General features: G+C 67.1%; 26 protein-coding genes and 1 pseudogene. 15 read left to right on the forward strand and 12 right to left on the reverse strand.

Going from position 1 to position 23,280, the window contains the following annotated elements; translation table 11 throughout:
* The first annotated feature begins 93 nt into the window (after positions 1-93).
* Positions 94-1,770, forward strand: coding sequence for a methyl-accepting chemotaxis protein (locus ACWGRX_RS08215; RefSeq protein WP_452117142.1), 1,677 nt, complete (start codon positions 94-96; stop codon positions 1,768-1,770).
* A 68-nt stretch (positions 1,771-1,838) separates the two neighbouring features.
* Here ACWGRX_RS08215 and ACWGRX_RS08220 read toward each other — a convergent pair whose 3' ends face one another.
* From ACWGRX_RS08220 to ACWGRX_RS08235, 4 genes are all read right to left on the reverse strand, one after another.
* Positions 1,839-2,600: an ABC transporter permease gene (locus tag ACWGRX_RS08220; RefSeq protein WP_452117351.1), complete on the reverse strand. Its 762-nt coding sequence runs from the start codon at positions 2,598-2,600 to the stop codon at positions 1,839-1,841.
* 11 nt (positions 2,601-2,611) lie between these two features.
* Positions 2,612-3,538, reverse strand: a complete 927-nt coding sequence (locus ACWGRX_RS08225; RefSeq protein WP_452117143.1) for an ABC transporter ATP-binding protein — start codon at positions 3,536-3,538, stop codon at positions 2,612-2,614.
* A gap of 303 nt (positions 3,539-3,841) precedes the next feature.
* The gene (locus ACWGRX_RS08230) at positions 3,842-4,468 is read right to left on the reverse strand and encodes a hypothetical protein (protein WP_452117144.1); all 627 of its coding nucleotides are present in this window, start codon (positions 4,466-4,468) and stop codon (positions 3,842-3,844) included.
* Between the two features lie 145 nt (positions 4,469-4,613).
* Positions 4,614-4,778: a hypothetical protein gene (locus ACWGRX_RS08235; protein WP_452117145.1), complete on the reverse strand. Its 165-nt coding sequence runs from the start codon at positions 4,776-4,778 to the stop codon at positions 4,614-4,616.
* Positions 4,779-4,850: 72 nt separating this feature from the next.
* Here ACWGRX_RS08235 and ACWGRX_RS08240 point away from each other — a divergent pair, with 72 nt between their 5' ends.
* The gene (locus tag ACWGRX_RS08240) at positions 4,851-6,164 is read left to right on the forward strand and encodes a DUF3422 family protein (protein WP_452117146.1); all 1,314 of its coding nucleotides are present in this window, start codon (positions 4,851-4,853) and stop codon (positions 6,162-6,164) included.
* Here the strand turns inward: ACWGRX_RS08240 and ACWGRX_RS08245 are convergent.
* Positions 6,161-6,718, reverse strand: coding sequence for a L,D-transpeptidase (locus tag ACWGRX_RS08245; protein ID WP_291645693.1), 558 nt, complete (start codon positions 6,716-6,718; stop codon positions 6,161-6,163). The genes ACWGRX_RS08240 and ACWGRX_RS08245 overlap by 4 nt on opposite strands.
* A gap of 215 nt (positions 6,719-6,933) precedes the next feature.
* On the opposite strand from ACWGRX_RS08245, the gene ACWGRX_RS08250 reads away from it, so the two are divergent.
* On the forward strand, positions 6,934-7,539 hold the full coding sequence (locus ACWGRX_RS08250; protein WP_452117147.1) for a glutathione S-transferase family protein: 606 nt from the start codon (positions 6,934-6,936) through the stop codon (positions 7,537-7,539).
* A 27-nt stretch (positions 7,540-7,566) separates the two neighbouring features.
* On the opposite strand, the gene ACWGRX_RS08255 is transcribed toward ACWGRX_RS08250, so the two are convergent.
* Positions 7,567-8,505 carry a pentapeptide repeat-containing protein gene (locus ACWGRX_RS08255; RefSeq protein WP_452117148.1) on the reverse strand — a complete coding sequence of 313 codons (939 nt, stop codon included), beginning with the start codon at positions 8,503-8,505 and terminating at the stop codon, positions 7,567-7,569.
* A gap of 284 nt (positions 8,506-8,789) precedes the next feature.
* On the opposite strand from ACWGRX_RS08255, the pseudogene ACWGRX_RS08260 reads away from it, so the two are divergent.
* The 5 genes and pseudogenes from ACWGRX_RS08260 to rnk all read left to right on the forward strand — a co-directional run.
* Positions 8,790-9,155 (forward strand): annotated as a pseudogene (locus tag ACWGRX_RS08260) (EamA family transporter); the annotation flags it as partial.
* 11 nt (positions 9,156-9,166) lie between these two features.
* Positions 9,167-9,292 (forward strand): hypothetical protein, encoded by a 126-nt coding sequence (locus ACWGRX_RS08265; RefSeq protein WP_452117149.1) that lies wholly within the window; start codon positions 9,167-9,169, stop codon positions 9,290-9,292.
* A 37-nt stretch (positions 9,293-9,329) separates the two neighbouring features.
* A complete protein-coding gene (locus tag ACWGRX_RS08270) occupies positions 9,330-10,334 on the forward strand; it encodes an NAD-dependent epimerase/dehydratase family protein (protein ID WP_452117150.1) in 1,005 nt (334 codons plus the stop codon).
* On the forward strand, positions 10,331-11,785 hold the full coding sequence (locus ACWGRX_RS08275) for an aspartate aminotransferase family protein (RefSeq protein WP_452117151.1): 1,455 nt from the start codon (positions 10,331-10,333) through the stop codon (positions 11,783-11,785). Before ACWGRX_RS08270 ends, ACWGRX_RS08275 begins: the two co-directional genes overlap by 4 nt.
* A 321-nt stretch (positions 11,786-12,106) precedes the next feature.
* A complete protein-coding gene (gene rnk, locus ACWGRX_RS08280) occupies positions 12,107-12,529 on the forward strand; it encodes a nucleoside diphosphate kinase regulator (protein WP_291645699.1) in 423 nt (140 codons plus the stop codon).
* Position 12,530: 1 nt separating this feature from the next.
* On the opposite strand, the gene ACWGRX_RS08285 is transcribed toward rnk, so the two are convergent.
* From ACWGRX_RS08285 to ACWGRX_RS08295, 3 genes are all read right to left on the reverse strand, one after another.
* Positions 12,531-13,847 carry an FAD-binding oxidoreductase gene (locus ACWGRX_RS08285; RefSeq protein WP_452117152.1) on the reverse strand — a complete coding sequence of 439 codons (1,317 nt, stop codon included), beginning with the start codon at positions 13,845-13,847 and terminating at the stop codon, positions 12,531-12,533.
* Positions 13,844-14,830 carry a UbiA family prenyltransferase gene (locus ACWGRX_RS08290; protein WP_291645701.1) on the reverse strand — a complete coding sequence of 329 codons (987 nt, stop codon included), beginning with the start codon at positions 14,828-14,830 and terminating at the stop codon, positions 13,844-13,846. Before ACWGRX_RS08290 ends, ACWGRX_RS08285 begins: the two co-directional genes overlap by 4 nt.
* Before the next feature lie 105 nt (positions 14,831-14,935).
* Positions 14,936-15,991: an MBL fold metallo-hydrolase gene (locus ACWGRX_RS08295; RefSeq protein ID WP_452117153.1), complete on the reverse strand. Its 1,056-nt coding sequence runs from the start codon at positions 15,989-15,991 to the stop codon at positions 14,936-14,938.
* Positions 15,992-16,151: 160 nt separating this feature from the next.
* Here ACWGRX_RS08295 and ACWGRX_RS08300 point away from each other — a divergent pair, with 160 nt between their 5' ends.
* Positions 16,152-17,075, forward strand: coding sequence for a tyrosine recombinase XerC (locus ACWGRX_RS08300; RefSeq protein ID WP_452117154.1), 924 nt, complete (start codon positions 16,152-16,154; stop codon positions 17,073-17,075).
* Between the two features lie 85 nt (positions 17,076-17,160).
* Positions 17,161-17,742: a DUF4337 domain-containing protein gene (locus ACWGRX_RS08305; RefSeq protein WP_452117155.1), complete on the forward strand. Its 582-nt coding sequence runs from the start codon at positions 17,161-17,163 to the stop codon at positions 17,740-17,742.
* Between the two features lie 60 nt (positions 17,743-17,802).
* On the opposite strand, the gene ACWGRX_RS08310 is transcribed toward ACWGRX_RS08305, so the two are convergent.
* Positions 17,803-18,603, reverse strand: a complete 801-nt coding sequence (locus ACWGRX_RS08310) for an SDR family NAD(P)-dependent oxidoreductase (RefSeq protein ID WP_452117156.1) — start codon at positions 18,601-18,603, stop codon at positions 17,803-17,805.
* A gap of 191 nt (positions 18,604-18,794) precedes the next feature.
* Here ACWGRX_RS08310 and ACWGRX_RS08315 point away from each other — a divergent pair, with 191 nt between their 5' ends.
* Genes ACWGRX_RS08315 through ACWGRX_RS08335 form a run of 5 tightly spaced genes read left to right on the forward strand, consistent with a single transcriptional unit; the run spans position 18,795 to position 20,708 of the window.
* Positions 18,795-19,121 carry an ArsR/SmtB family transcription factor gene (locus ACWGRX_RS08315; protein ID WP_452117157.1) on the forward strand — a complete coding sequence of 109 codons (327 nt, stop codon included), beginning with the start codon at positions 18,795-18,797 and terminating at the stop codon, positions 19,119-19,121.
* On the forward strand, positions 19,118-19,549 hold the full coding sequence (locus tag ACWGRX_RS08320; protein ID WP_452117158.1) for an SRPBCC family protein: 432 nt from the start codon (positions 19,118-19,120) through the stop codon (positions 19,547-19,549). Before ACWGRX_RS08315 ends, ACWGRX_RS08320 begins: the two co-directional genes overlap by 4 nt.
* A 2-nt stretch (positions 19,550-19,551) precedes the next feature.
* Positions 19,552-19,809 (forward strand): hypothetical protein, encoded by a 258-nt coding sequence (locus ACWGRX_RS08325; RefSeq protein ID WP_452117159.1) that lies wholly within the window; start codon positions 19,552-19,554, stop codon positions 19,807-19,809.
* A 10-nt stretch (positions 19,810-19,819) separates the two neighbouring features.
* Positions 19,820-20,272 carry a DUF1801 domain-containing protein gene (locus ACWGRX_RS08330; RefSeq protein ID WP_452117160.1) on the forward strand — a complete coding sequence of 151 codons (453 nt, stop codon included), beginning with the start codon at positions 19,820-19,822 and terminating at the stop codon, positions 20,270-20,272.
* A 22-nt stretch (positions 20,273-20,294) separates the two neighbouring features.
* Positions 20,295-20,708 carry a DUF1801 domain-containing protein gene (locus ACWGRX_RS08335; protein ID WP_452117161.1) on the forward strand — a complete coding sequence of 138 codons (414 nt, stop codon included), beginning with the start codon at positions 20,295-20,297 and terminating at the stop codon, positions 20,706-20,708.
* On the opposite strand, the gene ACWGRX_RS08340 is transcribed toward ACWGRX_RS08335, so the two are convergent.
* Positions 20,709-22,106 (reverse strand): amidase, encoded by a 1,398-nt coding sequence (locus tag ACWGRX_RS08340; RefSeq protein WP_452117162.1) that lies wholly within the window; start codon positions 22,104-22,106, stop codon positions 20,709-20,711.
* A 286-nt stretch (positions 22,107-22,392) separates the two neighbouring features.
* On the reverse strand, positions 22,393-23,256 hold the full coding sequence (locus tag ACWGRX_RS08345) for an ABC transporter permease (RefSeq protein ID WP_452117163.1): 864 nt from the start codon (positions 23,254-23,256) through the stop codon (positions 22,393-22,395).
* Positions 23,257-23,280 lie beyond the last annotated feature (24 nt).

Here is a 23,280-nt window from a genome sequence, read left to right on the forward strand (position 1 = left end):
CAAAATTAACCGAGCCGCGCCTAGCCTGACGGCGGTTTCACGCCGCGCGCCAGGGGGAAAGTCGCGGCTCGCGCGCTCAAGATCGCCCTGCCAATGCTGCGCACCATATCGCGTCAGATCCTCGCAGCCGTGCTGCTGCTCGCCATAGCGGCAGCGCTGGCGATCGCGTTCGGCGTCAAGACGCTCGAACGTTATGCGACGACGACGAAGGAGATGCAGTCCGCTTCGCACCGCGCCGCCATTGCCGAGCGTATCAACGGGCTGGTCAACGGCGTCGTCATGGAATCGCGCGGCATCTATATGAGCGATGACCTCGCGGGCGCCGAGCGCTTCATCCCGCTGCTGCTGCAGGGCCTGCGCGAGATCGAAGTGCTGATGCAGGACTGGCGGCCGCTGATCGGCCCGGGCGATCAGGAGAGCTTCGCCAACGTCGCACGACGCGTCGAGGAGTTCGTCGCCTTCCGTCGCGAAATGGTCCGCCTGGCGCGCGAGCGCTCGATCGCCGCCGCCCGGGCGATGGGCAATGAAGAAGGCAACCGCAGCAACCGCAAGGCGCTGAACGAAGCCCTGAAGCGGATCGCCGGCACCAACGATGCCCGCAGTGCCTCGCTCGATACCGAGCTTGTCCATATGCAGCAGAGCAGCGCCGATCTGCTCATCGGAACCGGCGCCCTGGCCCTGGCTGGTGGCCTCGCCTTGGCCTTGCTGCTCGTCCAGCGCCGTATCGCCGGTCCCTTGCTGCGGCTCTCGGCGACGATGCGCCGCCTCGCCGCCGCCGAGCCGGTCGAGGAGATCCCGCTGGTCGAGCGCGGCGACGAGATCGGCGACATGGCACGCTCCGTCGCCGTCTTCCGCGACAATGCCAGAGCGCGCGCCGCGCTCGAGAGCGCCGCCGCCGGCGACGAGGCCGGACGCCTCGCCCGGCAGCGGCGGATCGACGAGATCGTGACTGCCTTCGATGCAAGGCTCGCCGACGCGCTGCAGACGGTCGGCGGCGGCGTCCAGACGCTGGAGACAGCCGCGCGCATGCTGAACGGGCTTGCCGTCGCCGCCACCTCCGAGATCGGCCGCGCCGAGACGGCCTCGCAGGAGGCGTCCGGCAATGTCCAGCAGGTCGCGAACGCCGCCGACAACCTGACCGATTCGATCACCGAGATTTCCGCTCGCCTCGCCCGCGCCAATGCGATGGTCGGCGGCGCCAGCGACGAAGCGCTCGGCGCCAGCCGCCATGTCGGCAATCTCGCCCGCGCCTCCGAGCAGATCGTCACCGTCATCGACCTGATCCGCGACATCGCCGAGCAGACCAATCTGCTCGCCCTCAACGCCACCATCGAGGCCGCCCGCGCCGGCGAGGCCGGGCGCGGCTTCGCGGTCGTCGCCGCCGAGGTCAAGACATTGGCGAACCGCACCGCCGAGGCGACCAACGGCATCGCCAGCCAGATCGAGGCTTTCCATGGCGAGGCGGAGGGCGCGGTCAATGCCATCGGCATCATCACGCGCACGATGAGCGACGTCTCGCACCAGACCGCCGCCATCGCCGACGCGACCGAGGAGCAGCGCGCGACCACCTCCGAGATCGCCCGCAACGCCCAGGCGACGGCGCATGGCGCGGCGACGGTGGCGCAGCGTCTCGCCGGCGTCACGGCGGCCTCCGACGAGGCGATGCGTTCGGCCGCCGAGGTCCTGCGCACCGCCGAGCATCTCGCCCGCGAGGCGGCGACGCTACGGGGCGAGCTCGACACCTTCTTCAAGCAGATCAAGGCGGCCTGAGGCCGAAGCGGCTCGCATTCCTGGGAGCTGCGCCGGAATGACGGCGCAGCTTCAAAGCGAACGCGACCTCAGTTCTTCAGCCGGTAGCCGGTCTTGAAGATCCAGGCGATCACCGCGATGCAGGCAACGAGGAAGACCAGCGTCATGCCGAGGCTGACGGCGATGCCGACATCGGCGAAGCCGAAGAAGCTCCAGCGGAAGCCGCTGATCAGGTAGACGACCGGGTTGAACAGGGTGACCGTCCGCCAAAAGGGCGGCAGCATGTCGATCGAGTAGAACGATCCCCCGAGAAAGGCGAGCGGCGTCACGATCAGCAGCGGCACCACCTGCAGCTTCTCGAACCCGTCGGCCCAGACCCCGATGATGAAGCCGAACAGGCTGAAGGTCGTCGCCGTCAGCACCAGGAAGAGCAGCATCCACAGCGGGTGTTCGATTTTCAGCGGCACGAACAGGAAGGCGGTGACGAGGATGATCAGCCCGAGCATCACCGATTTCGTCGCCGCCGCCGCGACATAGGCGAAGACCGCCTCCCACCAGGCGACCGGCGCGGAGAGCAGCTCGAAGATCGTGCCGGTGAATTTCGGGAAATAGATCGCGAAAGAAGCGTTGGCGATGCTCTGCGTCAGCAGCGAGAGCATGATCAGGCCCGGCACGATGAAGGCGCCATAGGGCACCCCGTCGATCGCCTGCATGCGCGAGCCGATCGCCGCGCCGAAGACGACGAAATAGAGCGAGGTCGAGATCACCGGCGAGAGGATGCTCTGCAGCGGCGTGCGCCAGGTCCGCGCCATCTCGAACAGGTAGATCGCCTTGATCGCGTGCAGGTTCATGGTCACGGCGCTCATGCGTTCGCCCTCAGCAGGCCGACAAAAATGTCCTCGAGCGAGGACTGGCTGGTCTGCAGGTCGTTGAAACGGATGCCGGCCGCGGCGAGATCGCTGAGCAGTGCCGTGATGCCGGTGCGCTCGGCCTTGGTGTCGTAGCTGTAGACCAGCTCCTCGCCATCGGCGCGCAGGGTCAGCCCATAGCCCGCCAGCGCCTCCGGCACCGCCGCAAGCGGCGATTGGAGGTGCAGGGTGAGCTGCTTCTGGCCGAGCTTGCGCATCAGCTCGGCCTTGTCCTCGACCAGGATGATCTCGCCCTTGCTGATCACGCCGACCCGATCGGCCATCTCCTCGGCCTCCTCGATATAGTGCGTGGTCAGGATGATGGTGACGCCGCTGTCGCGCAGGCGCCGCACCAGCTTCCACATGTCCTGGCGCAGTTCGACATCGACGCCCGCCGTCGGCTCGTCGAGAAACAGGATCTGCGGCTCGTGCGCCAGCGCCTTGGCGATCAGCACGCGCCGCTTCATCCCGCCCGACAGCGTCATGATCTTGTTGTCGCGCTTGTCCCAGAGCGAGAGATCGCGCAGCACCTGCTCGACGATCTCAGGGTTCTTCGGCTTGCCGAACAGGCCGCGGCTGAAGGAGACCGTCGCCCAGACGGTCTCGAAGGCGTCGGTGGTCAGCTCCTGCGGCACGAGGCCGATGCGGCTGCGCGCGGCGCGGTAATCGGCGATGATGTCGTGACCGTCGGCGAGCACCGTCCCGGTGCTCGGATTGACGATGCCGCAGACGATGCTGATCAGCGTCGTTTTGCCGGCGCCGTTGGGCCCGAGCAGGGCGAAGATCTCGCCGCGCCTGATGTCGAGCGTGACGCTTTTCAGCGCCTGGAAGCCCGAGGCATAGGTCTTCGAGAGACCGGAAATCTGGATGATCGGCTGCATGGCGGAACGCTGCTGGAGGGACGAGGCGATCTGATCAAGGCGGCGCCGCGCAGCTCCGCCCAGCCTGCGCGATTCCCCACCGCAAAAGAATATGGCCGGGACGCGCCCGGCCATAGCAATTTATTCTGTCAGTTCCTGTCAGCGGACCAAGATCAGCGGACGAAGAGCCAGATCAGGATGATGATCGGGATCGGAATTCCAAGCAGCCACAATGCGATCGAGCGCATGACATTGCCCCCTTGATTGCCACGATTGTTGATGGCGGGACAACGTCGCAGGCGCCGAGAAGGTTCCCCGTCCGGTTCAGACCAGCGCCGTCACGCTCGCATGCCAGCGCGGCTGGAAGCCATGGGCCAGCGCGGCCAGGCTCGCGGGCGGCGTGCAGACAAGCACCGGCCCGGTCGGCCGCGACCGCCGCGCCACATAGCCGGCCGGCGACCAGAGCACCGCCGCATCGCCACGCAGGGCCAGGAATGTCGCATCGTCGCCGATGATCATCGCACCGTCAGGCAGTCCCGTGGCGTCGAGCCGGTGCAGGCGCTTCTCACGCCCGCGGCGGCGCTCCCCGTCGAGCCTTTCGTCGATCTCCGGGAAGCTCGGCTCGCGCCCGAGGCCGAGCCCGGCGACCAGCGCGGCACGGTAGGCCAGCGCATCGCCGCGCCGGCATTCCATGCAGGGGCGATGGCCAGCCGCCAGGGCCGTGACCTCGTCGCAGAAGAACAGCTCGGTATAGTACCGCCCCCAGACATCGCGCTGCCGACCCTTGAAGGACAGGACACAGCAGATCCATTGCTGCGTCGCATAGAGCCGTCGCGGCAGGGCCCTGGTCGCCGGATCATGGAACCTGCCGCCGCGATTGCCGAACAGCGTGCCGCGCGCCGGGTCGGCGAACAGCGTGCCATCGGGACGGATGCGGTTTGGCAGGGGCATGGCTGGCAGCGAAGCTTTCCGGCGATCAGCGCAATCTAGGCCGGCCGCCGCCGGATCGCGTCAGCAGCGCTGAACCTGTCGGCCCCGGAGCATCCGCGCCCCTTTGCAGCGCGGATGCTCCGATTCCTTGTTTCATCGCTTCTTCTCACGCGAGCCGGTGTCCGCGTCGCTCGAAGAATGCTCCGGCGCGCGGCCGCGCGGCGCCCGAACTCGCGATCATCAGGTATTCCTCCGGCGCCAGGCAGCTGTGCGCTTCACGGGGCCGATCTTCGAAGCCATGACGAACCCCTCCCAGACGATGCGACGCCATGCCGATCTTTCCGTCGCCGGGGCTTTGCTGCAAGTTCGGCGATGGGCGCGGAACCGAGCCGCAGAGCCGGTCATGGCAGGGCAGGACAGCATGGATCGCAGCGAGGCAAGGCCGGCCCCGACGCTCAGCCCGCATCCTGCGCGCGGCGCGATCCTCGCCGAGATCCATGCCCGGCCCTTCGCCCCGCTGGAGACGCCGCAGCGCCTGCTGCATTTCGCCTTCATGACCGACCAGGCGCAGGCCAGTGCCGACCGCGAGGCGCTCGCCGGCTTCTGCGCCGGGCGAGGCGTCGCAGGCCCCGCCGAGGGCGCCAAACATCATCGCGCCCGGCTCGGCGAGATCGGACTGCGCTGGGAGCAGCACAGCGAGTTCACCACCTATAGCTGGGAGCTGCCGGGTAATGGCAATGCGCCGTTCACTCCCGCCGGCAGGGAGTTGCCGCATTTCATGCTGGAGCTACCGCAGCCGGGACCGCATCTGGTCGCGGTCGACCTGCATCTGCTACCCGAGCGAGCAGCGCCGCCGCTCGAGGAGATCTTCGATCCGGCGAGCCTCGCAGCCTCGCTGGTCGACAGCGAGGGCGCGATCGCAGCGGCGGATTTCCAGCCCGATCCCGACGGCTTCGTGCGCATCCTCCTCCTCGACCGGTCGCTGACGCCCTCGCGGGCCGGGGCGCTGGCGCAGCGCCTGCTCGAGATCGAGACCTATCGGGTCCTCGCTTTGCTCGGCCTGCCGGAGGCGCAACGCCTCGCCCCTTCCGTGCGGGCGACCGAGGAGGCGCTGGTCCGTATCGCCGGCACGATGACGCAGACCGACGGGCTCGCCGCCGACAATGCCCTGCTCGACGAGATGACGGCGCTCGCCGCGCCGATGGAATCGGAAGCCGCTTCGTCGAACTACCGGTTCGGCGCCAGCCGCGCCTATAACAACATCGTCGGTCAGCGCCTCACCGCGATCGGTGAAGCGCCGTACCGGGGCTGGCCGACCATCGCCGCCTTCCTTTCCCGGCGGATGGCGCCGGCGATGCGCACCTGTCAGATGCTGCAGGAGCGCCAGGCCGATCTCTCGCGCAAGCTCGCCCGTGCCGCCAACCTGCTGCGCACCCGCGTCGACGTCGCGCTCGAGCAGCAGAACCGCGACCTGCTGGCGGCGATGAACGAGCGCACCCGGCTGCAGCTGCGCCTGCAGCAGACAGTCGAAGGACTCTCGGTCGCCGCCATCGGCTATTACGTCGTCAGCCTGTTCGGTTATCTCGCCAAGGGCGCCAAGGATGCCGGCTACCTGCCTGTCGATGTCGGCATCGCGACCGCACTCTTCGTTCCCATCGCCCTGCTGCTGGTCTGGAGCATGGTCCGCCGGATCAGGCGCGGCCACAGCGACGGCTAGCGCTGCACGATGACCTTGGTCCCGGGCCTGACGCGATCATAGAGGTCCATCACGTCGCGATTGGTCATCCGGATGCAGCCCGAGGAGACCGCCGCTCCGATCGTGTCGGGCTCGTTCGAACCGTGGATTCGATAGAGGCTCGATCCCAGATAGATCGCCCGCGCACCGAGCGGGTTCTCCATTCCGCCCGCCATATAGCGCGGCAGGTCGGGTCGGCGCTTCAGCATCGCCGCGGGCGGACGCCAGTCCGGCCATTCGCGCTTGCGCGAGACAATCTTCGTGCCCGACCAGCTGAAACCCTGCCGGCCGACACCGACGCCGTAGCGGATCGCCCGCCCCTGGCCGAGCACGTAATAGAGCCGCCTCTGGCTGGTCGAGACCACGACCGTGCCGGGCGCCTGCTTGCCGTTCCAGGCAACGAGCTGGCGCGGCACCGGCTGTTCGCTGAAGATGTTGAGGAAGTCCGCGAGCCCGCGGCTGATCGGGTTGGAATAGGCCGACGCAGGCGTAGCGAAAGCCAGAGCGGCGGCAGTCAAGACAATGGCGCGCAGCATGATGATCCCTGCAACGCCCCCCGCCGGGATTTAACCGGAATTGGGAAAGCCGGGTCAACCCTGGCTCCCCGGCGGCGGCGGAGCAGCGACAGCAAGGCCCGGTCGGAATCCATGAGCCTGCGGCAGCACCAGCGCATCGATCCTGACAACGACCGACCCAGGGCGCCCCTATCAGCCCGCCCATCGCTTGAGGAAACGCCGAAAGGGACATCGCCATGCTGACCTTCTATCACGCTCCGCAATCGCGCTCTTTCTCCGTGCTCTGGCTGCTGGAGGAACTCGGCCAGCCCTACACCATGGAGCTCGTCGACATCCGCGCGAAGGATGGTCCGCCCGAGAGCTACCGCGCCATCCAGCCGCACAAGAAGGTACCGGCGATCGTCCATGACGGCACCGTCGTCACCGAGCGCGCCGCAATCTGCCTCTATCTCACCGAAAGGTTTCCGGAGGCCGGGCTCGCCCCCGCCATCGGCGATGCCGACCGGGCCGCCTTCCTGACCGCGCTGGTCTATGCCGACGCAGTGCTCGACCCGATCATCGCCACCAAGGTCCACGACTTCGCCTATGAACCGCGCAGCTTCTCCTTCGGCTCGCATGCCGATACCGTCGCCAATCTCGAGAAACGGCTTTCCGCCCATCCCTATGCCGCCGGCGAGCGCTTCACCGCCGCCGATACCCAACTCGGCAGCAGCATCCATTTCGGCATGAACATCATCGGCGCCCTGCCGCACCTGCCAGCCTTCGAAGCCTATATGGAGCGAATGCTGGCGAGGCCCGCCTTGCAGCAGACCATCGCCAAGGACGACGCGCTCCCGATCTGATCGAGATAAGGCGAGTCCTCGCGCGGCTCAGCCCGAGAAGGCGGCGCGCAACCGTTCGAGGACGGCGGCCTGCGTCGCCACCGGGGTCTGCGGCACCGAGACCGCGATGCCGTCGAAATGCCGGCGGCCGAGAAAACGGGTGCGGTCGAACACCGCCTCGCCGCGGAACTGGGCTCCGCTGAACCAGGCCGCCTGGCAGAAGCGCGCCTGCGCGAAGGTCGCGCTCTGCTCGAAGATCGCATTCTCGAAGCCGGCATTATCGGCGAAATCGACCTCGACGAAATCAGCCGGTCCGCGATAGCGGCAATCGCCTAGCCCCGCCTCCCATCCGAACCTGGCGCCGCGGAAGCGCACCGGCCCTTCGAAGAACGAACTGCGAAACCAGACGCTGCCGGAGAACTCGGCCTCGACGAAGCCGAGCGTGCCGGCACAGGAAATTTCGCGAAACTCCGCGCCGCGCTGGAAATGCGCCGCCCCGAAATCGGCCCCGGCCGCGAAACGCGTGCGTTCGAAGAAGGCGTCGCCCGCGAACGTCGCGTCGCGGAAATCGGCCGGCCCGGAGAACCTGGCATCGGTGAACCACACATCGCTGCCGAAGGCCGAGCCGGCGAAGCGCGCGGCACCCGGAAAGTGGAAGCCGGCGACGTCGAATTCCCCGTCGAAGCTCTCGTCGACCAGCTCGACACCGGCGAGCAATTGCCAGAGCGAGGTCAGGGCCGGATCGTCGCCCGCCTTGCGACGCAGGCTCGTCATGGTCGCCGCCCAGGAGTTCCAGGCCGCCGCTCCGGATCCAAGGCGACGCAAGGTCGCCTCGCGCCGCGCCGCGTGGATCGCTCGAAGCTCCTCCGAGCCGTGCTGCGGCAGCACCTCGGCCGCATTGAGCACGAGCTCGTACGGCCACGCCCAGGGGCTGGCCTGCAGGAGCTCGGAGCGAGTACGGGACGCGAGCCGGAGCAGGTCGGCCATGGCGGGTTGGAAATCCAGGTTAAGGAATGATTAACCTTAGAGCAGCGCAGCCTCAGGATCAATCCGGGGCACATTCCCGCCATGATTTCGCGCCTGCGCCCCGCATCTCAGCCTGCCGGCGGCCGCGCCAGCGAAGGCATGGCCGAAGGGAAGCCCGCGTCTTTCCGTGGTCGATGCAGTACACTTTTAAGGTTACGGGCCGATAAGGTCCCGTAGCGTAAGGCATTCGAAGTATTTTCCGCGCCATTCAGGGCGGCATCAGCCACGCGGAAAATCCCGTTTCGATGAATGCCTACCTGCCTTTGATCCTGTTCACGGTGCTGACCAATGCCGCGGCGCAACTGATGCTGAAACGCGGGATGACCGGGGTCGGCCATCTCGATGTCGGCGGCGATGGACTGATCGCGACCATCTTCCGCGTCGTCTTCAACCCCTTCGTCTTCGCCGGCCTGTGCACTTTCGTGGTCAGCATGGCCTCGCATCTGATCGTGCTGTCGAAGGTACAGATCAGCTACGCCTACCCGTTCCTGAGCCTCGCCTACGTCGTGGTCGCGGTCTACGCCTATTTCGTCTTCCAGGAGGATCTGAGCCCGGCCCGCATCGCCGGCATCGGCCTCATCGTCCTGGGCACGGTCTTCATCGCACAAAGCTGAGGGAAACCATGGACCTGATCGCCCGTTTCATTCTGCGCCTCGGCACCTTCCTCGTCCCGCCGGCGGAGCCCATGCTGAAGCCGATCCCGGTGCCGACGCGCACCCGCCCTCGCCTGCCCGACGCGCCGCGTTGATGCAGTCCTTGATCTTCGAACCAGCGGCTCCCCGGACATGAAACACATCATCATCGGCGGCGACGGCTTCGTCGGCTCGCATCTTGCCGCCGACCTCGCCGCCATGGGCGAGGAGGTCCTCGTCTGCGACATCCACAAGAGCAGCCACGCCCATTACGACAAGGTGCCGTTCCAGAAGATCGACGTCACCGACGCCGCCAGCGTCGAGAGCATCGCGCTGACGCCGGACGACCTCGTCTACAACCTCTCGGCCAAGATGCTGTCGCCGATCGTGACCCGCAAGGAACGCCACGATTTCTTCTGGCCGGTGAACTATCACGGCACCGAGAACATCCTGAAATGGATGGAGAAGAACGGCGCCCGCAAGCTCGTCCACTTCACCACCGACATGATCTACGGCCATGCCGTGACCGTACCGCAGGACGAGACCCATCCGGCGAACCCGCTCGGCGAATATGGCGAGAGCAAGCTCGCCACCGAGAAGCTCGCCCAGGGCTATCGCGACCGGGGCTTCCAGATCCCGATCTTCCGGCCGCGCCTGATCATCGGGCCGGGCCGGCTCGGCATCCTGGTCAAGCTCTTCCGGCTGATCGACCTCAACCTGCCGGTGCCGATGATCGGCGCAGGCACCAACCCCTATCAGTTCATCTCGGTCTTCGACTGCGCCAGCGCCTGCATCGCGGCCTGGAAGGCGGACTTCCCCAACAGCGCCTATAATCTCGGCTCGGACGATCCGCCGCCGGTGAAGAAGCTGCTCGGCGACCTGATCAGGCATGCCGGCTCGAAATCGATCCTGCTGCCGACCCCGGCGCCTCTGGTCAAGTTCGCGCTCGACACGCTGGACGCGGTCAACCTGCCGATCATGGACCCCGAGCAGTACAAGATCGCCAACGAGGTCTGCATCCTCGACACCAGCAAGGCCAAGCGCGAGCTCGGCTGGACGCCCAGACACCGCGACGAGGACATGCTGCTCGCCGCCTACACCGAATACCGCAAGGCAAAGACCGCAGGGACCAAGGCCGAAAGGAGCCTCGCAGCATGAGCATGCCCGCTTACCGGAACGAGGACGACATGGCCCCCGCCGCTCCCGCCCGCCCGAAGCTGATCAGCGTCGAGGCCGCCAAGCAGCTCGACGCCACCCAGGTGAAGGACCTCTTCACCAGCCACATCAATCCCGGCCAGCTGCATTTCCTGAAGCTGCTCGGTTTCGACAAGATCATCGTCGATCGCGCCGAGGGCATGCACTACATCACCAGGGACGGCCGCAAGATCCTCGATTTCTTCGGCGGCTTCTGCTCGGTCGCCTTCGGCCACAACCATCCGCGCATCATCGCGGCCCGGCAGAAGTTCCAGGCCGAGAACCGCCATGAGATCTGCATGGCGTTCATGTCGCAATATGCGTCGGCCCTCGCCCACAACCTCGCCCAGATCGCGCCCGGCGATCTCGACATGGTCTTCCTCGGCTCGACCGGCTCGGAGGCGATGGAAGCGGCGTTGAAGGTCGCCGAGCAGGCGCAGGGGCCCGGCAGATCGAAGATCCTGCACGCGGCAAACTCCTTCCACGGCAAGACCAAGGGCGTGCTCTCGGTCACCGACTCCAACCTCTACCAGTCGCAGTTCAAGCTCGTCGACAACCGGGTCAAGGTGCCCTTCGGCGATATCGAGGCGGTGCGGCTGGCGCTGGAGAGCGATCCGGCGATCGGCATCGTCGTGATGGAGACGATCCAGGGCGGCGGCGGCATCGTCGAGGCGCCTCTCGGCTTCTGGCGCGAGCTGCGCGCGCTCTGCGACAAGCATGGCGTGCTCTGGGTCGCCGACGAGGTCCAGTGCGGGCTCGGCCGCACTGGCCAGTTCTTCGCCTTCGAGCGTGACGGCGTCGTGCCGGACGTGACCGCGCTCGCCAAGGCGCTCGGCGGCTCCAAGGCCGCGGTCGGCGCGATGATCGCCCGCCGCGAGATCTACATGAAGGCCTATGGCAAGCCGAAGGCGGCGCTGATCCACGCCCAGGCCACCTTCGGCGGCATGGGCGAGGCCTGCATCAGCGCGATCGAGGGGCTCAACGTGCTCTATGAGGAAGACCTCATGGGCAATGCGCAGCGCCAGGGCGATTATCTGATCGCAAGGCTGAACGAGCTGCGCGCCAAGCATCCCAGCCTGCTCAAGGAGATCCGCGGCCGCGGGCTGATGATCGGCGTCGAGTTCCAGGACATCAGCGAGACCATGCCCTTCGGGCTGAAGCACATGGTCGCGCTGCTCGACGACAAGCTGAAGGGCTCGCTCTGCGGCTTCATCGGCGCGCTGCTGCTGAAGGATTACGACGTGCTCGTCGCCTTCACCGAGTACAACCGCAACGTGATCCGGCTCGAACCGCCGCTGATCGTCACCCGCGAGCAGTGCGACCAGTTCATCACGGCACTCGACGACCTGCTCTCGCGCGGCATCACCCGGATCGTCACCGACTATCTGCGCAAGGTCGCCGTCAGCAAGGGCTGAGACGCTGCGACGACATCTCCCGGATGCCTCAGGGCCGGCGAAAGCCGGCCCTTTTTGCCGTGCGCCGTCTCATCCCCAAGCGAGGCTTGACAGAACCTCGGAACAAACCAACTTTATAGGCATGACCACGCTGCGCAGCACCGTTCTCCGGATCCTCCCGATCGCGGACGTTTAGCCCCGGACTCGGCCTTACGCGCCCCGAGTTCAGGGGTGCTGTCTACGCTGTCCGCAGCACGATCTTACAGGCGCAACCTCCACATTCACGTTTTTCGAAGCAGCGCCGCGCGTCGGCATGCGCCACCACAGGACATTCGCGTCATCATGACCCAGAAGCCGCCCCGCAAGCCCAAGATCGTCGTCACGGAAAGCGATCTCGAGCGCCTGACCGGTCTCGCCACCGCCGCCCTCGAGCGCATTCCCGAGGTCGCCGAGGAACTGCTGAACGAAATGGACCGCGCCAAGGTCGTCAGCCCCAAGCAGATGCCGGCCGATGTCGTGCGCATGGGCTCGATCGTCGAGTTCAGCTCCGACACGGCCCAGCAGCGCCGCGTCCAGCTCGTCTTCCCCGGAGAAGCCGATATCGAGCAGGGCCGGATCTCGATCCTGACCCCGATCGGCACCGCCCTGATCGGGCTCGCGGCCGGCCAGTCCATCGCCTGGACGGCGCGCGACGGGCGCCAGCACACCCTGACCGTGCTGACGGTCGAGCAGCCGGCCGCCACGCCGGAGAAGGCCCCGGCCTGACTCAGACGCCCTCGGTCACCCGCCGCCAGAACCCGGAGGAAAAGCCGGGATCGATATGGCGGGCGAAATCCCGCCAGTGCGGGAAGGACGCTGCAAAAGTGGCCGGCGACATGCGCGCATCCTTGTAAGGGTTGACACGCCCGCCGGCCGAGATCGCGATGCGGTCGAGTTCGTCGAGCAATCGCAAGGTACGCTCGCCGCGATGCGGAAAGTCGAGCGTCAGCGTCGCCCCGGCGATCGGAAACGACATCATCCCCGGCGACGGCACGTCGCCGAACAGCTTCAGCACCGTCAGGAATGAGCTCTCGCCGGCGTCGAGCGTCCGGCGCAGCATCGCCTCGACGGCGGCGCGGGCATCGGCCATCGGCACGGCGCACTGGAACTGGCGCAGGCCCTTCGGCCCATAGGCCCGGTTCCAGTTGCTCACCCGGTCGAGCGGGTAGAAGAACGGCCGGTAGGGAATGCGCCGGGGCTCTGCCGTCTTCGGCTGGGCGGCGAGGTACAGCGCATTGAAGGCGCTGAGCGTCAGCCGGTTGATCAGCGAGACCGGCGGCGTGATCGGGAAAGGCAGTGTCCGCGCAGCCTTGGGCGGCGGCGCCGAAGAGGCCGGAGCATGATTGGCCCGGAAGAACACCCCGCGCCCGAAGTTTCGGCCGCCGGCAGCTGAATCGATCCAGGCGACGGTGTAGTCATGCGTCGCATCCGATTCCGCCGCGATCTCGAAGAAGCGCTCCAGCCCCTCGAAGCGGATCGCCTCCTGCAGCATCTCGCCGGATTCGACCCTCATCAATTGCAGCGTCACCTGCGTGACGAGGCCGGTCAGCCCCATGCCGCCGATGGTCGCGGCGAAAAGGTCGGCATGCTCGGCCGGCGAGCAGGTCAGGCGCGCCCCGTCCGAGCGGGCAAGTTCGAAGGACAGCACATGCCGGCCGAAGGTTCCGGCGCGGTGGTGGTTCTTGCCGTGGACGTCGTTGGCGAGCGCCCCGCCGATGGTGACGAAACAGGTGCCCGGCGTCACCTGCGGGAACCAGCCGAGTGGCACCACGAGCTCCAACACCTCGTCGAGCAGGACGCCGGCCTCGCAGACCATCACCCCGCTCGTCTCATCGAAGGAGAGGATGCGTCCGAGCCGGCGCGTCGCGATCAGCCCGCCGCCATCGTTCAGGCAGGAATCGCCATAGGAGCGGCCATTGCCATAAGCCAGCACCCGCGCCTCTTGTGCAACCGGAGCGGCGAGCCAGTCGGCCGGTTCGAGCAGCTCCGAGCCATGCGTGCGCAGCCCGCCCCAGGAGCGAAGATCGGCCGGCCGGCCTTTCACGGCAGGACCGAGGCGGCGACCATGATGACGACGACGACCGCCCCCATCAGCTGGCTGCGCCAGTCACGGATCATGAACACCAGCGGATCGTCCGGCATCTGGCCGCGCCGGGCCATGAACCAGATCCGCGCCATCTGGTAGAGCACGATCGGGCAGATCAGCCAGATCAGCTGCGGATAGCGGTAGAGCTCCTTGACCGCGGCACTGTCGACATAGAGCGCCATGATCAGCGCACAGGTGCAGCCCGAGGCCATGCCGAGCTGGGAGAGCGCCTCGATATCCTCGGCATGATAGCCACGCCCGGCCTTCTTCAACCCGGACTGGTCCTGGGTGATGCGCAATTCGGCATAGCGCTTCACCAGCGCCAGGCTGAGGAACAGGAACATCGAGAAGGCGAGCAGCCAGGACGAGAGCGGGATAGCAGCCGCCGCGTTGCCGGCAAGGATGCGCAGCGTGTGCAGCGCCGCGAGGCCGAGCACATCGACGAGCAGCTTGCGTTTGAGGAAGAACAGATAGGCCAGCGCCAGCACGAGATAGGCGCCGAGCGCCAAAAGATAAAGATCCGGGCGCGGCAGGAACCAGGCGAGCCCGAAGGCCACGATCATCAGGCCTGGCACCATCGCATAGGCCTGCGCCTTGGTGATCTCGCCGGCTGCGAGCGGGCGCTTGCACTTGGTCGGGTGGCGCCGGTCGGCCTCGACGTCGACGATGTCGTTCAGGAGGTAGATCGAGGAGGCCAGCAGCGAGAACGAGATGAAGGCGATTGCGCCATAGGCGACGGCGTGGACGTCGAAGACGTCGTGATTGAGCAGGATCGGGACGAAGACGAGGCCGTTCTTGAGCCAGTGATGCGGTCGCATCGCCCGGATGATCGCCGGAATCGCCATGGCTCTGTTTTTTCCCGTCGTTTTCGCGGCATTCCGCGCCTCCGACGGTCCAACAGCGTCAGTACCCACCGAAATCACGCCTCCATTGGCGTGCATCAATGGCGAGAAAATCCTAATTCCGCGTAGTGACCAACCGTCAGCGGTCAAGCTTCGGCCATCATACTTAATGTTTTTGCCCGAACGGCCGCAGCCGGAGATGGCTCAGCGACCGGACTCGACCCGCATGATGCCGTCCTTCGGCGCCGCCCAGCGCAGCTCGCCCAGCCGCAGCATCGCATTCACATGGGCGAAGACCTCGCTGAAGGCGAAGCTGAGCTGGTGCGGATCGAGCGGGCGGGTGAACATCACCGGCACGAGCGCGGCGACCGAATGCGGTCCGTGCGCCACGGCTTCCGCGATCAGCCGGCAGCGTTCGCCATGATGCTCTGCGAGCTCGGCGCAGCGTGCCTGCAGGCCACGGAACGGCAATTGATGCCCGGGCAGGACCAGCGTCTCCGGCGGGATTGCCGCCGCGATGGCGCGCAGCGAGCGCAGATAGAGCCCGAGCGGATCGCCCTCGGGGTCGACCGCCCAGACGCTGATATTCGGCGTGATCTTGGCCAGGACCTGGTCGGCGGCGAGGAAGATGCCGGCCTCGGCGCAATGAAACATCAACTGCTCCGGCGCATGCCCGTCGCCCGCCAGCACGGAGAAGTCGCGCCCGCCGATCCTCAGCACATCGCCGGCGACGACGCGGGTGAAGGTCGGCGGCAGCGGCGTCACCATGCGCAGATAGCCATGGCCGAGCGTCGAGACCACTTCGGTGACCTGCGCGTCGAGACCATGGCGCAGGTAGAAATCCTTGTAGACCGGTGCCTCGGAGGCGCCCGGGCTCAGCGAGATGTTGAGACAGCCGAGATAGCTCGTCTGGCTGGTCAGGAGCGGAGTATCGAACTGCTCGTGAAGCCAGCCGGCGAGGCCGATATGGTCCGGATGGTAATGCGTCACGAACAGCCGCGTCAGGCGCCTTCCAGCGAGCGGGCCGGAGGTCAAGGCGAGCCAGGCGGCCTTGGTCGCGGCATCGCCGATGCCGGTATCGATCACCGCCCAGCCATCGCCGTCCTCGATCAGGTAGATGTTGACGTGGTCGAGCCGGAAAGGCAGCGCGATGCGGGCCCAGAGCACGCCGGGCACGATCTCGATCACCTGTCCCGGCGCCGGCGGTTCGGGAAAGGGAAAGCTCAGGCCCTGGCTGTCGATCGCGCTCAAAATGGTCACCCCTGAACAATCTCTACCTTGGCTCATAGCAGCCGCTGCAGGCCGCGGGAATGCCGCCAAAGACGATGGCGGTCATCGCTCCTGGTTATGAGGACGACCGCAAGGTCCGAGCGGCACTGACGCACAGCGCTTGTTAAGGCGCGCGCGCCATGATCGGAACATGAGCGATTTCGACACCCTGCAGCGCGACTGGCTCGCCCATCTCGGGCATGAGCGCCGGCTTTCGCCGAAGACGCTCGAGGCCTATGGCCGCGATCTCAACCAGTTCCGCGCCTTCCTCAGCGAACATCTCGGTGCTTCGCCCGACCTCAAGGCCGTCGCGGCGCTGAAGCCCGCCGATCTGCGCGCCTTTCTCGGCCAGCGCCGCCGCGACGGTGCCGGCAACCGCACCTTGATGCGCCAGCTCGCTGCCCTGCGTTCGCTCGCCCGCTTCGGCGAGCGCGACGGCCGGCTCAGCGCCGCCGCCTTCGCCGCGACGCGCGGCCCGCGCCTCGGCAAGGGTCTGCCGCGCCCGCTCGATGCCAGGGCGGCCGCCGCCGTCACCAAGGCGGATTCCCGCGTCGGCGAGGACCGGCCCGACTGGGTGCTGGCGCGCGACGCCGCCGTGCTCTCGCTGCTCTATGGCAGCGGCCTGCGCATTTCCGAGGCCCTCGGCCTGAAGCGCGCCCAAGCCCCGGCGAGCACCGGCGACGCCCTGACCGTGCTCGGCAAGGGCGGCAAGACCAGAATGGTGCCGGTGCTGCCGGTCGTCGTCGACGCCGTTGCGGAGTATCTCGCGCAATGCCCCTGGCGACTCGAGCCGGACGGGCCGCTCTTCGTCGGGGTCAAGGGCGGGCCGCTCTCGCCGCGCATCATCCAGCTCGCGGTCGAAGGCCTGCGCGGCTCGCTCGGCCTGCCCGGCAGCGCGACCCCGCATGCGCTGCGCCACTCTTTCGCCACGCATCTGCTCGGCCGCGGCGGCGATCTGCGCGCCATCCAGGAACTGCTCGGCCACGCCTCGCTCTCGACGACGCAGGTCTACACCCGCATCGATTCCAGCCGGCTGCTCGCCGCCTATGACGCCGCCCACCCCCGCGCCCGTTGATAATGCCTGACCCTACGGAAATCCCGCTTGATTCCGCGCCGCGACCAGCTGATCTGCGCTGCGCGATCCCCGGGGAATCAGGTTCATGGCTGCAACTACCCAAGACGTCACCGAGGAGAGCACGACCGGGAGCAGGGTCAACAAGCACATCGCCCTGCTGATCGCGATCCTCGCGCTGATGCTGGCCTTCGCCGAGATCGGTGGCAAGAACGCCGAGCAGGACGCGCTCGCCAGGAACATCGAGGCATCGAACCTCTGGTCCTTCTTCCAGGCCAAGACCATTCGCGGCACCACCCTGCGCACCGCCGCCGAAGCGATGGAGGTCGAGCTCGCCGGCACGACCGAGCCGGCCACCCGCGAGCGGTTGCAGAAACGCATCGATGGCTGGAAGGCGACGATCGCCCGCTACGACACCGAACCCGAAACCCAGGAAGGCCGCAAGGAGCTGATCGCCCGCGCCAAGGCGGCGGAAGCCCGGCGCGACATCTCCAGCGCCCGCGACGACAAATACGACATCGTCTCCGGCCTGCTCCAGATCGCCATCGTGATCTCCTCGGCGGCGATCATCACCGGCGTCGCCATGCTGGCCTGGACCGGCGGCGCCCTCGGCCTGCTCGGCCTTGGTCTGATGGTGCTGGCCGAGCTCGCGCCGACCGCGCTGTTCTGAAGGCCGCTCGCCTCCCCTCACCGCTCATCCTGAGGAGCTGACGGGCCGGGACGCGGCCGCTCAGTAGTGGATCGCCCCCCGCGTGCCGCCGCCGGCGGCGATGGCGTCGCCATTCACCGCGACGCTGCGCGGCGAGGCCAGGAAGGCGACGAGGTCGGCGACCTCCGCCGCGTCGACCAGGCGGCCGATCGAGACATTGGCGGCCGCGCGGCGCTCCATCTCGGCCGGGTCGACGCCGGCATCCGCCGCCCGCGCCGCGAACATGCCCGCCGTCTTCTCGGTGCGCGTCACGCCGGGATGCACCACGGTGACATTGATCCCCTTCGGGCCGAGCTCGTCGGCGAGGTTCTTGGTCAGCGCCGCCACGGCGACATTGCGGATCGAGCCGATGGCCGAACCGGTCATCCGCGCATTGAGGCCGCTGATATTGATGATCCTGCCCCAGCCATTGGCGGCCATGATCGGCGCCGCCTCGCGGGCCGTGCGCAGATAGCCCATCACCTTGACGTTGACGTCGTCCCAGAACAGCGCGTCGGTGATCTCGGCGAGCTTGGGCGGCGCCGCCTGGCTCGCCGGCCGCGCCGCGGCGTTGACCAGGATGTCGAGCCCGCCCAGCGCCGCGACCGTGCCGGCGACGAGCGCCTTCACCGAGGCATCGAGCTGCGTGTCGACGACGAGCCCGACGACCTTGCACCCGCTCTCCTGCGCCAGTTCGGCCGCGGCAGCGTCGAGCTCCGCCTGATTGCGGGCGGCGATGACGACATCGACGCCTTCCAGCGCCAATTGCCGCGCGATCGCGCGGCCGATCCCCTTGCTGCCCCCGGTGACGAGGGCACGCTTGCCGCTGAGCTTCAGATCCATGGTGAGGTTCTCCAGAAGGCCGACTGCAGCGCAGCGCCGCTGCACCTGGGTTTTCCGGCGCATCGTGCTGGACCGCCGCAATGCGGTCCAGCGCCTGCGACGCGCCTCCGCCCTGCATGCCGGACGCGGGCGCTTGACCAATCCATATCTCGATGGTTATGAATTAATCCATAGCCAATGAGTTATATATCATGACGCCAGTTGCCCACGACATGCTGTTCAGAACGCTCGCCGACCCGACCCGGCGGGCGATCTTCGAACGCCTCTGCCGCGAGGGCGAACAGACCGTCGGCGCCCTGACGGCGCAGGCCGGGGTCTCGCAGCCGGCCGTGTCCAAGCATCTCGGCGTGCTGAAGCAGGCCGGGCTGGTGCGCGACCGCCAGGAAGGTCGCCAGACCCATTACAGCCCCCAGATCGGGGCGCTCAGCCCCATGATCGACTGGACCAGCCAGATGATCGGCTTCTGGGAAGCACGCTTCGACGACCTCGAAAATTTGCTCGACAGGATGGACCAGTGAGCACCTCCGCCCCGCAGACGCGCTCGGTAATCGTCGAGCGCGAGATCGCCCATCCGCCGGAGAAACTCTGGCGCGCCCTGACCCAGCCGCATCTGATCGCTGAGTGGCTGATGCGGAACGATTTCGTGCCCAGCCTCGGCCACCGCTTCAAGCTGCACGGCGACTGGGGCGGGGTGCTCGATTGCGAGGTCCTCGCCATCGAGCTCAATCGCACGTTGTCCTACAGCTGGGACCTCGCCCATGAGGAGGCGGCCTTCAGCCTGAAGAGCGTGGTCACCTTCACGCTCTCTCCGCCCCCTAAGGGCACGCTGCTGCGCATGGAACAGGTCGGCTTCCGGCCGGATCAGAAGCTGGCCTATGGCGGCGCGAGGAGCGGCTGGCCGCGCTTCTTCGACAAGCTCGAAGAGCTGCTCGCAAAAGCCGAATAGCCATGTCACCCCACTCCGGTTTCAGGAAGGAGGCTTCGTTGACCTTGAACGGCTCCATTCGGCTAGCCCATCGCTGGCTGTCGATCATCTTCACCGCGACCGTCATCGCCAACTTCGTCGCCATGGCGCTGGGCGAGCCGCCGGCCTGGATCGTCTACTCCCCGCTGCTGCCGCTTTTCCTGATGATGGTCTCCGGGCTCTACATGTTCGTGCTGCCCTATGCTGCCGGTCGGCGGCAAGGGCGTCGGGCGGAAGGCTAGGAGCGGAGCTATGGCCGGCAAGAGCTCGAAGGCGGCTGCGAAGCCGAAAGCCGAAGACGCGCAGCCCGTGCTCCTTTCGGGCGGCAATCCGCAGATCGCCAAGGGCTATGGCGAGGCGCCGATCCAGGCCTATATCGCTGCCATGCCGGGCTGGAAGAGCGGTCTCGGCACCCGGCTCGATGCACTGATCAGTGCCGCTATCCCCGGCGTCAGGAAGGCGGTCAAATGGAACTCGCCGCTCTACGGCGCCGACGAACAGAGCTTTTTCCTCGGCCTGCACTGTTTCGCGAAATACGTGAAAATCTCCTTCTTCCGCGGCGCCGCGCTCGACCCGCTGCCGCCCGGCCCCTCCAAGCAGAAGGAGGTGCGCTATCTCGATATCTACGAGCATGACGACCTCGACGAGGCCCAGTTCACCGCCTGGGTGAAGCAGGCAGCCGCCTTGCCGGGCGAGAAGATGTGAAGCGCGACAAGGAGATCGGTCGATGCAGCAGGAGAACGACAAGCCCGGCGGTGTCGCCTCCGCCTCCGCATTGATCGACGCCCGGATCGCGGAACTGACCGACTGGCGCGGTGCGGCGCTCGCAAAAGTCCGCGCCATCATCCGGCAGGCCGATCCGCAGGTGATCGAGAGCTGGAAATGGCGCGGCGTCCCGGTCTGGGAGCATGCCGGCATCCTCTGCACCGGCGAGACCTACAAAAGCGCGGTGAAGCTGACCTTCGCCAAGGGCGCCTCGCTCCCCGATCCCGCCGGCCTGTTCAATGCGAGCCTCGACGGCAACACAAGGCGCGCCATCGACATTCATGAAGGCGATGCGATCGACGAGGCAGCGCTTACTGCGCTGATCCGCGCCGCCATGGCGCTGAATGCGGCGGGGAAGCAAACGAAGAAGGCCTGATCAAACCGCGTGCTGGGGAGCGCGCGGCCATTCCGGCCCCTGCCCGCGCAGCTGCTCCCAGGCCCGCGCCATCTGCAGCACGCCGAGATCGTCGAAGCGTTTACCGGTGATTTGGAGGCCGATCGGCAGTCCTGATGCCGTCATGCCGGCATGGACCGAGACCGAAGGCTGGTCCGACATGTTGGCGGCGACGGTGAAGACGATATGCTCGAAGGGCCGCTCGGGATCGTGGAGCGGCGAAGCGAGTTCGGCGGCAAAGCTCGGCACCGGCGAGACCGGTGAGAGCACGTAATCGAAGGGCTGGGCCGCCTTCAGCGCCGCATGGCGGATTGCCAGCATCTGGCTCATGCCGCGATGCACCTGCGCGCCGCTGAGGACACGGCCGCGCTCTGCCCAAGCGTAGATATAGGGCAGCACCTTGTCCTGCCTCTCCTTCGGCAAGCCGCCGATCTCGGCCCAGGCGCGCTGGCGCCAGAAATCGTCGAGTCCGTCGAGCATATCCTGCGTCAGGAAAGGCGGCATTGTCTCCACGATCGCGCCCGCTTGGCGAAAGGCCTCGGCCGCCCGAATAATCACAGCCCTTACCTCCGGCTCGACCGGCAGGCCGATGCCGGCTTCCAGCTGCAGCCCGACCTTTAGCCCGCGCGGCTCACGCTCGAGCTCGAGCCAGGCGATCTCCTGCGGCGGCAGGCTCATCGGGTCGCGCTCGTCCGGTTTCGAAAGCTCGCGCATCATCAGGGCCGCATCGGCGACGGTGCGGGTCATCGGCCCGGCGACACGGCCGTAATAGGTCGGGTCGATCGGCACGCGGCCGAAGCTCGGCTTCAGCCCGACGAGCCCGCACCAGCCGGCCGGCAGGCGGATCGAGCCGCCTATGTCGGTGCCGACATGGAAAGGCCCATAGCCGGCCGCGCCAGCCGCCGCCGCACCGGCCGAGGAGCCGCCGGGATTCTTCGCGAGGTCGAACGGGTTGCGGGCGAGTTCGTGGAAGCTCGACAGGCCCGAGGAGAGCATGCCGTAATCGGGCATGGTGGTCTTGCCCAGGATGACACAGCCGGCCTCGCGCAGGCGCTGCGCCGGCGGCGCGTCGGCTGCAGCAGGTGCCAGTTCCATCGCCGCCGTGCCGAGCGGCACGGGTACACCCTGCGTCGCGATGTTCTCCTTGATCGTGCAGGGCACGCCGTCGAGCGCCAGCGCCTCGCCCCGGCGCCAGCGCGCCTCGCTCGCCTTGGCAGCGGCGCGCGCGCCGTCGGGGTCATAAGCATAGAGCGCGTTGAGCGCCGGCTCCCATTGCGCGATCCGCGCGATCACCGCCTCGGCGACCTCGACCGGCGAGAGTTCCCGAGAGCGAAAGGCTTTCAGCATGTCGACGGCGCTGAGATCGGCAAACTCGATCATCGGGAGATTCCCATAGTCAGTGTTGAAGCAAACGAACCGCGACAGTCATTGCGGGGCTTCGCGCCAGCGAAGAGCCCGAAACCCAGGAACACAACAGATTGCCATTTCGTCATGCTCGCCCTTGTGGCGAGCATCCACGTTTTGAACACGGCACTCGGCCAGCGAAGGCGTGGATGGCCGGGACAAGCCCGACCATGACGGAGGGAAATCGTGTTCGGGTGTTTCATGCTCAGGCCTCTTGGCCTGCCCCGGAAAGACAAAGAGGTTCCACGCCGGATCATCGTCCTCAATCTTGCGAACGCCGCGTGCGTGGATCGACCGCATCGCGCAGGCCGTCGCCCAGCAGGTTAAAGGCCAGCACCGAAAACGCGATCGCCATGCCCGGGAAGATGGCGAGCCAGGGCTGGGCCGCCATGAAGGTCTGCGCCTCGTTGAGCATGCGGCCCCAGGACGGGTTCGGCGGCTGCGTGCCGAGGCCGAGATAGGACAGGCCAGCCTCGGCGAGTATGGCGAGCGCGAACTGGATCGTCGCCTGCACCACCAGCACGCCGGCAATATTGGGCAGGATGTGCAGCCGGGTGATGGTGATCTCCCTCAGTCCGGCGGCGCGCGCCGCCAGCACATAATCGAGCGCCCAGCATTGCAGCGCCGCCCCGCGTGCCAGTCGCGCAAAATAGGGCAGACTGTAGATCGCGATGGCAATCACCGCATTCATCATGCCCGGCCCCCAGACCGCGCTGATCATGATCGCCGAGAGCACCGCCGGGAAGGCGTGGCTGAAATCGGCCATGCGCATGATCAGATTGTCGAGCAGCCCGTCGCGCCGCATCGCCGCGAGCAGGCCGAGCGCGCTGCCGACGGTGAGGCCGAGGCCGACCGCGCCAAGGCCGACCGCCAGCGAATTGCGGGCGCCGACCATGATCATCGAGAAGACGTCGCGGCCGAACTGGTCGGTGCCGAACCAGTGCTCGGCCGAGGGCGGCCTCAGCCGCTTGAGGATCGCCATCTGCTTGGGATCATAGGGCGTCCAGACATAGGAAATCAGCGCCGCGGCGACGACGAGCCCGGCGAGGACGAGACCGGCAAGGAAAGATGGGCTGGCCCACCAGTGTCGCGGGCGCCCCCGCACGACAGGCTGCGGCGGCCTCATGTCGCACGGCTCCCGCCGGATGAG

Source organism: Allobosea sp. NPDC055594, from assembly GCF_053618995.1.